The organism is Pseudomonas tehranensis (assembly GCF_014268615.1).
Taxonomy (GTDB): domain Bacteria; phylum Pseudomonadota; class Gammaproteobacteria; order Pseudomonadales; family Pseudomonadaceae; genus Aquipseudomonas; species Aquipseudomonas tehranensis.
Genome location: NZ_JABWQV010000037.1, coordinates 21,453 through 32,311, shown reverse-complemented (window position 1 = coordinate 32,311; position 10,859 = coordinate 21,453). Strand labels below are relative to the sequence as shown.

The following is a 10,859-nucleotide window of genomic DNA, read 5'->3' as shown; positions in this document are numbered from 1 at the left end:
GCCGGTATCGTCAAAAGCCTGAAAGTGAAGCTGGGCGATCGCCTGAAAGAAGGCGACGAACTGCTGGAGCTGGAAGTCGAGGGCGCCGCTGCGGCGCCTGAGGCGGCGGCTCCTGCTGCCCCGGCGGCGGCTGAAAAGCCTGCCGCCGCACCGGTTGCCGAGGCGGCTCCCGCCCCGGCCGCCGCGCCTGCCGCTGCCACGGTCCAGGACATTCATGTTCCGGACATCGGCTCGTCGGGCAAGGCCAAGATCATCGAAGTGCTGGTCAAGGCCGGCGACACCGTCGAAGCCGACCAGTCGCTGATCACCCTGGAATCCGACAAAGCCAGCATGGAAATCCCGTCGCCGGCTGCCGGCGTGGTGGAAAGCGTCGAGATCAAGCTGGAAGACGAAGTGGGCACCGGTGACCTGATCCTGAAGCTGAAAGTGGCCGGTGCTGCGGCACCTGCTGCCCCAGCCCAGGCTGCTGCGCCTGCCGCCAAGGCCGAAGCGGCTCCGGCTCCAGCTGCCGCGCCTGCCGCCAAAGCCGAGGCTGCACCAGCACCAGCTGCCGCACCCGCCCCAAGCGGTGCCAAGGTGCACGCCGGCCCTGCGGTACGTCAGTTGGCCCGTGAATTTGGCGTCGAACTGTCTGCCGTCGGCCCAAGCGGTCCACACGGTCGTGTGCTGAAGGAAGACGTGCAGGCTTACGTCAAGGCCATGATGCAGAAGGCCAAGAACGCTCCGGCCGAAGGCGCTACCGGTGGTGCGGGCATCCCGCCGATCCCGGCAGTGGATTTCAGCCGCTTCGGTGAAACCGAAGAAGTGGCAATGACTCGCCTGATGCAAATCGGCGCGTCGAGCCTGCACCGCAGCTGGCTGAACATTCCGCACGTGACTCAGTTCGACCAGGCCGACATCACCGAACTGGAAGCTTTCCGCGTCGCGCAAAAAGCCGTGGCCGAGAAGGCCGGCGTCAAGCTGACCGTGCTGCCACTGCTGCTCAAGGCCTGCGCGCATCTGCTCAAGGAACTGCCGGACTTCAACAGCTCGCTGGCCCCAAGCGGCAAAGCTGTGATCCGCAAGAAATACGTGCACATCGGTTTTGCCGTCGACACCCCGGAAGGCCTGCTGGTACCGGTCATCCGCAACGTCGACCAGAAGAGCCTGCTGCAACTGGCTGGCGAAGCCGCTGCCCTGGCCGAAAAAGCCCGGAGCAAAAAGCTCACCGCCGACGACATGCAGGGCGCCTGCTTCACCATTTCCAGCCTCGGCCACATTGGCGGCACCGGCTTCACGCCGATCGTCAACGCGCCGGAAGTGGCGATCCTGGGTGTTTCCAAGGCCACCATCCAGCCCGTCTGGGACGGTAAAGCCTTCCAGCCAAAGCTGATGCTGCCACTGTCGCTGTCCTACGATCACCGCGTGATCAACGGCGCCGCCGCTGCTCGCTTCACCAAGCGTTTGAGCGACCTGTTGGGCGACATCCGTACCATCTTGCTGTAACACCGGGCGGCCCTCCCCACGAAGGGCCTTTCGGACCGCTGTTTTCCGAGCGCCACGCTCGTACCTCAACCCCGCCCGTTTGGCGGGGCTTTTTTTGCCTGAAATAAAGTCGAACGTGCAGAGCAGCCCGTTCCAGGGCCCAACTTTCCTACTGCACTCCACCTAGATGACTACGTCATCTATTGGACGTTTCCCACAACTCACGCCCCCTCCCCTATCAATATTTATCTCATGCATCGCTTTAGGATGAGTTCAGGGAAGCCATTAACTACTTACCTCAAAAACCGAAAAAAACTTTAACTTCGAATGGACTCGAATGATGTTCAAACCCACTGTTGGCCCTATTGTCGGCCACACGACACCTCATCACACGCGGATATTCCTGCGAGGGGATAACGATAAGAACAGCCTGGTATTTGCCGCCATCCGTTACCGGCGCCAGGGAGAGTCAATCTGGTCGAAAGGACACTTTGTTCAGTTGCATGCGTACCGTGACATGTCCGATGTCATCGTATTGAAGAACCTTCAAGCCGATACCGTCTATGAATACCAAGCCGGCTGGTTCAGCCGCCTGAGCCCTACTCATACAATCGAAACCGTTCAGGAACTGCCGCTGCAATGGCCTCGGGATATTTATCAAATGCGCACGCCGTCCAGCAAAAGCAGTGCACCGCGCAGCTATATCGTGGGTTCCTGCCGCTACCTGCGGGTGACGGCCGGCGTCCCGTCCAGACCTGAACTGGGCGACCGGACTTTCGCTGGCATCAACCGCATCGTGGCCCAGGCCGACCCACCGATCAGTGCTGTAGTGATGACCGGCGACCAGGTTTATCTAGACGATTTGAATATTGTCGCCCCGGACCGGAACCCAAAGGATATTTTGTTCAAATACCGCACCGCCTTTTCCCAGCCGCACATCAGAAAGTTGATGGCTGGAACACCGAGCTACATGATTCTCGACGACCATGAAATCAAAGACAATTGGCCTGCCAGCAAGAAAAAAGGCGACGAAAACTTTTATGCCAATGCCATGGATGCCTATGCGCTTTATCAAGCCAGCCATAGTCCGGCACATGAACTTTTAAGTGACGGAACGTTAAGCAAACCATTGAGACAATGTTGGTATCAGTTCGCTCATGGCGATATCGAATGGTTCGTCACCGATAGTCGGACCCAGCGCAATCTGTCGGCGGATGATCGACGTATCCTGGATCAAGCGCAGGAACGATCGCTGATCAAATGGCTGGTCAACAGTCCGGCGCGGGTCAAGTTCATCGTGACCGGCGTGATGTTCTACCCGGACCGCAAGCTCAATACCTCGGACGCCTGGCAGGCCTTCCCGGAACAGCGTCTGCGCCTGCTGGAAACCGTTCGCCACCATCGGATCAAGAACGTTATTTTCGTGTCCGGCGACGTCCATGGTTCTCTTACCAGTCGCCTGAGTCATAGCCAGGATTCTGACTTCGAGGTGCATACCATCGTTTCCTCGCCGTTGTGCAACAGCAAATTGCTTCCTTATGCCAGCGCCGCGAGTTTTATTTTTGGTAATGCCATGGCCCGCACGCCCAGCGGAGACTATCACTATGGGTTGATCGGCAAGGTCATCAGCCAGGACAACTTCGCCCACCTGCAGGTCACGGCGCAGAGCGTTCAGGTCACGTTTCACGACCGTGATGGCACCCCATTACAGACAGTAGATATCCCGCTGCGCGGACGAGTGGTATAACCACCCGGCCCCTCTGATCGGTCGACCGCTGGAGAAATTCGCTTGTCGGCCGATAAAAGGTTTATAGCACTTGGCCTTCATCTCTCTTGTCAGCCAGTGCCGCAATGATGCAACCTTGCGCCAGTCCGTAATAACGAGGGCGTCAGCCCGGCGCGATCAGCATTTTCGAAGCGAGTTTCCCCATGAAAAGCCAACCCGATGCCGCCAGCCGTATGGCGGCCGAGGTAGTGACGCAGTTACCGGTGCCCTCGCGGCTCGGCATGCTGCGTTTCGAACGGCTGAATGAAGCAAGCTGGGCACTGCTGTTCCTCGATCCCAACTGCGAACGGTATTTCGGCGTGCCGGCCGTGGAGCTTTGCTCGCTGGTCAGTTCGCCCTACGCCAGCCTGATGGAGCCCGAAGCGCGTTATCAACTCCACGATGCGATCCAGCAGCAACTGGCCCAGGCCCCGCATTACCTGATCCGCTACACGCTCCACACCGCCAAGGGCGCCATGAACCTACTGGAAATGGGCGAGCCCTATAAACAGCACAATCGCCATCTATTACGCGGCTATCTTCTGGCAGTAGACGATTTGCTGGCAAGCGAGCCGTCGATGCCGGCCCTGGACCTGGAAACGCAAAACTCGCGCCTGCAAATTGCCCTGGAACTGAACCAGCGCGCCCAGCAGGAGCAGCTTCAACACCTGGACCGGGTGCGCGCCCAGCAGGACCTGATCCTGCTACTGACCCGCCAGCGCTACAGCGCCAACAACTCCCTGCAGGAAGCCGCCGAGCTCATCACCCGCAGCGCCTGCGACATCTACCAGATTGATTGCGCCAGCATCTGGAACCTGGAAGATGGCCAGTTGGTGCCGATTTCGGCCTATAACCGCGCCTCCCAAGACTACTTTCTGCCGGACGTAATCAACGCCAACGAGTTTCCTGACTACATGGAGGCGCTGCAGACCTGCCGCGCCATCGACGCGCACAATGCGATGCGCGACCCGCGTACCCGGGAAATGGCTGCAAGCCTGCGCACCCGCGAAGTCAATGCCATGCTCGACGCCAGCGTTCGTATCGACGGCCAGGTGGTGGGCGTTCTGTGCCTGGAGCAAATAGGCGTCACCCGCGCCTGGCAGTCCGACGAGATCGCTTTTGCCGGGGAACTGGCGGACCAGTTCGCCCAGGTCATCAACAACCACAACCGACGGACGGCCACCAACGCCCTGCACTTGTTCCAGCGCGCCGTGGAGCAAAGCGCCAACGCGTTCCTGCTGGTCAATTGCGACGGCGTGGTGGAATACGTCAACCCCAGCTTCACCGCCATCACCCAATATTCCACCGAGGAAGTCCACGGCCAGCGCCTCTCGGAACTGCCGGCCCTGGAAAACCTCAGCGAGCTGCTGTTCGATGCACCGTCGGCCCTGGCCCAGAGCAATAGCTGGCAAGGTGAATTCAAGAGCAGGCGCAAGAATCTGGAACCCTACTGGGGCCAATTGTCGATTTCCAAGGTCTATGGCGATAACCGTGAACTGACCCACTACATCGGCATTTACGAAGACATCACCCAGACCAAACTGGCCCAGCAGCGCATCGAGCGCCTGGCCTACACCGACAACCTGACCAACCTGGGCAACCGCCCGGCGTTCATCCGCAACCTCGATGAGCGCTTTGCCCGGGACAGCGATTCGCCCATCAGCCTGTTGCTGGTGGACATCGACAACTTCAAGCGCATCAATGACAGCCTCGGCCATCAGACCGGAGACAAGCTGCTGATCAGCCTGGCCCGACGCTTGCGCAACAGCCTGAGCCCCAGCGGCAGCCTGGCACGCTTCGCCAGTAATGAATTCGCCGTACTGCTGGACGACACCGACCTGGAGGCCGGGCAGCAGATCGCCAGCCAGTTGCTGATGACGCTCGACAAGCCGATGTTCGTCGATAACCAGCTGATCAGCGTGACCGGCTCCGTGGGCCTGGCCTGCGCGCCACTGCACGGCCGCGACCCCCAGACCCTGATGCGCAACGCCGGACTCGCCCTGCACAAGGCCAAAGCCAACGGCAAACATCAGGTCCAGGTCTTCACCGAGGCGTTGAACGCCGAGGCCAGCTACAAGCTGTTCGTGGAAAACAACCTGCGCCGCGCCTTGACCCAGAACGAGCTGGACGTGTTCTACCAGCCAAAACTGTGCCTGCGCAGCGGTCGCTTGCTGGGCATGGAGGCGCTGCTGCGCTGGAACCATCCCGAGAAGGGCATGATTCGCCCGGACCAGTTCATCAGCGTGGCCGAAGAAACCGGCCTGATCATCCCCATTGGCAAATGGATCGCCCGTCAGGCTTGCCGCATGAGCAAGCAATTGACCGCCGCCGGCCTGGGCAACCTGCAAGTGGCGATCAACCTCTCGCCCAAGCAGTTCTCCGACCCGGACCTGGTCGCCTCGATCGCCAGCATCCTCAAGGAAGAGCAACTGCCGGCCCGCCTGCTGGAACTGGAACTGACCGAAGGCCTGCTGCTGGAGGCCACCGAAGACACCCACCTGCAGCTCGACCAACTCAAGCGCCTGGGCCTGACCCTGGCCATGGACGACTTCGGCACCGGTTATTCATCCCTGAGCTACCTGAAAAAATTCCCGATCGACATCATCAAGATCGATCGCAGCTTTATCCACGAGATCCCGGACAACCAGGACGACATGGAAATCACCTCCGCAGTGATCGCCATGGCCCACAACCTGAAACTCAAGGTGGTGGCCGAAGGTATCGAAACCGCACAGCAACTGGCGTTCCTGCGGCGCCATCGCTGCGACGTTGGCCAGGGCTACCTGTTCGACCGTCCGATCCCCGGCGCGGAGCTGATCGAAAAGCTCAAGCGCTATCCGCGGGGGCCGCTCGTCTGACGCCAGTAGGAGCTGTCGAGTGCAACGAGGCTGCGATCTTTCCCCCGCCAATTGAGTCCAAAGTGAAAGATCAAAGGGTCACGGCCGTCGGCAGCACCCGCAGGACTCGGCCCAACAGGGCTGAATCCCTCGCCACAGTTGTCGCTTTCTTAACTAATCGGCATTGGGCACACTGACGGTCTTATTCGCTCAATTCAATCTGACTGAGAGGACTGATGATGGTCTTGCGCTCGGAAATCCTGGTGAACAAAAACGTGCTCCCTACTCAAGAACAAGCTCTGCCTGGCCGCGAAACCCCAATGACCGTGCCGGAAAAACACTTCGTCCACGATGCGCCGCTGCTGGGTCCGTTTGCCATGGACGTGGATTTCGCGATCTTCGGCCTAGGCTGTTTCTGGGGCGCGGAACGCAAGTTCTGGCAGCGCGAAGGCGTGGTCAGTACAGCGGTGGGTTACGCCGGTGGCTTTACGCCGAACCCGACGTACGAAGAAGTCTGCTCGGGCCTTACCGGCCACAGCGAAGTGGTCCTGGTGGTCTACGAGCCGGAAAAAGTCAGCTACGAGCAACTTCTGAAGATGTTCTGGGAGCTGCACAATCCGACCCAGGGCATGCGCCAGGGCAATGACATCGGCACCCAGTACCGCTCGGTGATCTATGCCACCAACCCAACCCAACTGGCTGCCGCCAAGCACAGCGCGCAAGTATTTCAGGCTGAATTGACCAAGGCCGGGAAAGGCGTCATTACCACCGAAATCGAAGAAGCCCCGACGTTCTTCTTCGCCGAGGCTTATCACCAGCAATATCTGGCGAAGAACCCTGAAGGCTATTGCGGGATTGGCGGCACGGGCGTGACTTGCCCGATCTGATTCCTGGGTACACCTTGGAGCCAATGTGGGAGCGAGCCTGCTCGCGATAGCGGTGGGTCAGCTTGCATTGATGTTGAATGTACCTCCGCCATCGCGAGCAGGCTCGCTCCCACATCTCCGGCGTCGATGCCATTAGTGCACCTGGCCAACCATCAGCCTTCAGCGATCAGCCAATCCATCTGCCAGCCGCCTTGGGTCTGACCAAGCTTCTTCGACAACCAAGGCAGCAGCTCGCGCAACTCTTCCTCCAGCCCCCATGGCGGATTGGCAATCGCCAAACCGGAGCCGTTCAGGCTATTGGGCGTGGCCAGCGGATGCACCAGCAATTCCACTCGCAACAATTTCGGCGCACCGGTGCCGGCCAGGTCCTGGTAGAAACGGCGCAACATCCGCTGGTCCTTCACCGGGTACCAGATTGCTGCCACTGTCTGGCGCATCCGGCCAATGGCCTCCTTGAGTGACGCGGCGCAGCGCTGCATCTCGTCAAGCTGCTCAAAAGGTGGATCGATCAACATCAGGCCGCGTTTTTCCGCCACCGGCAGCAGCGCCCGAGGCACGTGCCAGCCTTCCCCCAGATGCACCGCCACGCGACGATCGCCTTTCATGTTGTCCTTGAGCAGCACACCGTCTTCTGGATGTTTTTCGTTCAGAAGCACCCGATCCTGCGGCCGGGTCAGGCGCCGCGCCAGTTCCGGTGACCCCGGGTAGTAACGCAACTGCCCGTCCGGGTTCATCTCGTGCAGCACTTTCATGTAGTCGGCTGTCAGCGCGGGCAGATCCTTCTGGTCCCACAACCGCGCGATGCCTTCAAGGTATTCGCCGGTACGATTGGCCTGATCGCCCTGCAAGTCGTAAAGCCCGATGCCCGCATGGGTATCGAGATAGGCAAAGGGCTGCTCCTTGCGCGACATCAAAGCGATGAGACGGGTCAAGGTCAGGTGTTTGAACACATCGGCGTGATTGCCGGCGTGGAAGGCGTGGCGATAATTCATGGCGGCTCCTGCGAAGGCCGAGGAGTTTACCTTGAAGCGCGCCCAACGTCAGGGGGTCGCAGCCGAGTAGACGGGCCGTGACCACACCCGGTGGTCATCTGCCCAATTCCTGCATCAAGTATTCTTGCAGAGGGGCTTTTGGCCCATGGGCCATCCCTGGCGCCCCAAGAAAATGCCTGATCTTGCAACGCAGGATGCTCTCGTCGGCCTGTTCGAACAGATACGGATGCTCTTCGCTCAACCACTTGAGCAGGTTATTGAGCAGGCAGTCCGTCGTATCCCCGGCCAGTTCCTGCAACAACAGCGCAGGCACTTCCCACCAGGGGAACGCCCGGGCCGGGCGCAGGGCACTTCCCGGGATCTCGAAAGACCGACCGTTGATCAGGCAACGGCTGATGATCGGGAATAGCTGGCCGACCTCCACCGCATCCGATCGCAGGATCGGCTGGATAAAACGCCCATCCCAAAAGCGGAAAAAAACCGATTTGCCACCGGGCAGCAGAACCTGGGTGAGCCCGCGCAGATGTTCGGCAAGGCTTTGCTGGCTGCAAGCGGTCACCGCCAGCCAGCCCCAATCGGGCGAGTCGGTTGTCTCTATCCAGTCAAGAAACTCACTGTCCGGGGCGACAGCTCCGACATAGGGCATGACCGCTTCCCAATCGGCGTAAGGCGTATCGGCCCAGATCGGGCTGGGCGCCACCGTCATCGAACGCCTCCAGGCCAGCAGCGGCCCGGCGGTGCTGGCGCGGCTGAAAATGGCGTAGAGCTGCTCGGATGCCCGCAAGGGGTGTTGCTCAAGCCAGGCGCGGGGAGATTGACCGGTGCTCATGGACGCTCCTGGACATCAGCCCGCCTGGGCATCACCGGCAAGGGTTCGCAGACGCCTCCTTTGCAACGCTCACACTCCTCACAGAATGGCGCCTGGCCCTGCAGGCTGAAAACTTGCGCGAGGGAAAGTTGAGCGGCTGCGGCCGCGACAAGTGTTTCGGGACTGCCAGGTGAACCTGGCGCGGCACTCCTGGCTGTCATCGGTGCGCCACCCACCTGGATCGGCACGCTGCTGAAAATCCCCCCGGCCCCTATGTTGATCCAATGCCCGCCGGCCTGAATGGTCGCGCTGACGCCGCCATCCAGTACCACTTGCTGCCCGGCGCTGACGTGAAACTGCTGGGTGGCATTGAGGGCCTGACTGGTTACCCGAATGTACCGCTCGCCGGCCACCACCAGATGATCATCCTGCCTGACCTCAACCTGGCGCAGACCATGGGTGATGCGCAACTCATCGGCCTTGAGCTCATGCCGCGCGGTGCCGGTGACGACGATGCTGCGTTCATGATCAACCTGAACCCGTTGATCATGCAGCACATGCTGGGTCCAGTTGCGTTGAGCCCGCAGGTAAATCTCCTCGGCGCCCTGGCGATCCTCGATGCGCAATTCGTTATAGCCGCCCCCGCCAGGGCTGCTCTGGCTGCGCAATATGCTGCGGGTTTTATCGGCCGGCAGGTCCAGGGGCACCGGGGTCGCGCCGTTCGGCAGGCAGCCCACGACCAATGGCTTGTCCACGTCACCGTCGATGAAACCCACCAGCACCTCCATGCCGACCCGGGGAATCATCACGCTGCCATAGCGATCATGGGCCCAACCCGTGGCCACCCGTAGCCAGCAACTGGAGTGCTCGTCGCGCTGGCCGTGGCGATCCCAGATCAGTTGCACCTTGACCCGTCCGTATTCGTCGCAATGGATCTCGCTGTCCACCGGCCCCGTCACCACCGCCGACTGATAACCGTGGGCGGGTGGCTTTTCGTGGGACAAGGGCGGACGAAAGAAAACATCCCACGGGGTGGCGAGGAACGTATTGCTGTAGCCCTGGAACTCATCCGGGCTGTCACTGACCATTTCCTCCAGCACTTGTGGCTGGCGCCCATGGTGGGTGACTTGCGTGAGCAGCCAGAGATCATTCCATTGCGCTCGGGGGTGCCCGTTGATTTGAAGAAAGTGCCCACTGACGAGTGCACATTGGTCGCTGCGCCCCTCGGCCAGACGGTGATCGGCGCCATGGCGCTCCAGTGCGCGTTGGGTAAGGTGCCGGCCATGGTCGCGATCAGTAAACCGGCCGGGGTAGTGATACGCCTCCAGAACCGGTTGCTGCTGACTGTCCAGACTGGTTTGCAACAGCAGGCCAGGCTTGTGGAAATCATAGTCACGCAGCGTCACCGCCGTGGTCCGGGTCTGCAGTCGCACAGCCAGGCGCTTGATCGCCGGCTCGCTGGCGGCCATGCCACTGCCGGGCAGATACAGCGTCGATTCGGGCAGACGGGGAAACACCGTCTGGTCGTCACCGAACACCAACAGATGGCCGTCGCGGCTGTGCCGAAAGTGATAGTGGATCCCCACCTCGGCGCAGATCCGCCCAATGAAGACCAGGTCGCTTTCACCAAACTGCACACAGTATTCGCGCTCGGGGTATTGCCCACCGAGGTTGAACTGGAACGCGTCGCCCTGAATCCCGTGATCGGTCAGGATCAGGGTAATGATTGCCGGCACGCTCAGGTGCTGGAAGATCCGCTGGTTGATTCGATGGTCCAGGTACGCCAGGCGTGGTACCAGACTGATCTGGTAACGGGTCAAGCGCTTGCCCGAGTCGCCCTGGGCCGCGCTATACACCTGGCCGTGTATCCCCCGCCCCTGATCATCAAATGCCAGAAAGGCCTGACGATGCAGGAGGTCTTCCAGCGCCAGATCCGGCCGCTCACTGACCAATTCCAGATCAAAGCAATAGGGTTGACTGATGGCTTCCTTGCCCCTGAACTCAAGCACCTTGAGTTCATTCGGCCCGCTGTCGAGTGCCAGGGTGAAACGCGGTTGATTGGCAGGCGCGAACATCCGATGTGCCTCTGCTGAATAAAAGCGGGCG

Annotated in this window: 7 protein-coding genes; 4 read left to right on the top strand and 3 right to left on the bottom strand. The window is 60.5% G+C overall.

Translation table 11 applies throughout. From position 1 onward, the window contains the following. The 4 genes from aceF to msrA form a co-directional block, all read left to right on the top strand. A partial coding sequence (gene aceF, locus HU811_RS09480) for a dihydrolipoyllysine-residue acetyltransferase (protein WP_186655456.1) occupies positions 1-1,485 on the top strand: 1,485 nt, incomplete at its 5' end. A gap of 319 nt (positions 1,486-1,804) precedes the next feature. Continuing rightward, positions 1,805-3,211, top strand: coding sequence for an alkaline phosphatase D family protein (locus HU811_RS09475; protein WP_186655453.1), 1,407 nt, complete (start codon positions 1,805-1,807; stop codon positions 3,209-3,211). Between the two features lie 182 nt (positions 3,212-3,393). Then, positions 3,394-6,087: a putative bifunctional diguanylate cyclase/phosphodiesterase gene (locus tag HU811_RS09470; protein ID WP_186655448.1), complete on the top strand. Its 2,694-nt coding sequence runs from the start codon at positions 3,394-3,396 to the stop codon at positions 6,085-6,087. 218 nt (positions 6,088-6,305) lie between these two features. Next, positions 6,306-6,953 carry a peptide-methionine (S)-S-oxide reductase MsrA gene (gene msrA, locus HU811_RS09465; RefSeq protein WP_047226186.1) on the top strand — a complete coding sequence of 216 codons (648 nt, stop codon included), beginning with the start codon at positions 6,306-6,308 and terminating at the stop codon, positions 6,951-6,953. A gap of 152 nt (positions 6,954-7,105) precedes the next feature. Here the strand turns inward: msrA and HU811_RS09460 are convergent, their stop codons facing one another. From HU811_RS09460 to HU811_RS09450, 3 genes are all read right to left on the bottom strand, one after another. Then, positions 7,106-7,945, bottom strand: a complete 840-nt coding sequence (locus HU811_RS09460) for a 23S rRNA (adenine(2030)-N(6))-methyltransferase RlmJ (RefSeq protein WP_186655445.1) — start codon at positions 7,943-7,945, stop codon at positions 7,106-7,108. A gap of 94 nt (positions 7,946-8,039) precedes the next feature. Further along, positions 8,040-8,774: a DUF4123 domain-containing protein gene (locus tag HU811_RS09455; protein ID WP_186655442.1), complete on the bottom strand. Its 735-nt coding sequence runs from the start codon at positions 8,772-8,774 to the stop codon at positions 8,040-8,042. Next, a complete protein-coding gene (locus tag HU811_RS09450) occupies positions 8,771-10,828 on the bottom strand; it encodes a type VI secretion system tip protein TssI/VgrG (protein ID WP_186655439.1) in 2,058 nt (685 codons plus the stop codon). The genes HU811_RS09455 and HU811_RS09450 overlap by 4 nt, the downstream gene beginning before the upstream one ends. Positions 10,829-10,859 lie beyond the last annotated feature (31 nt).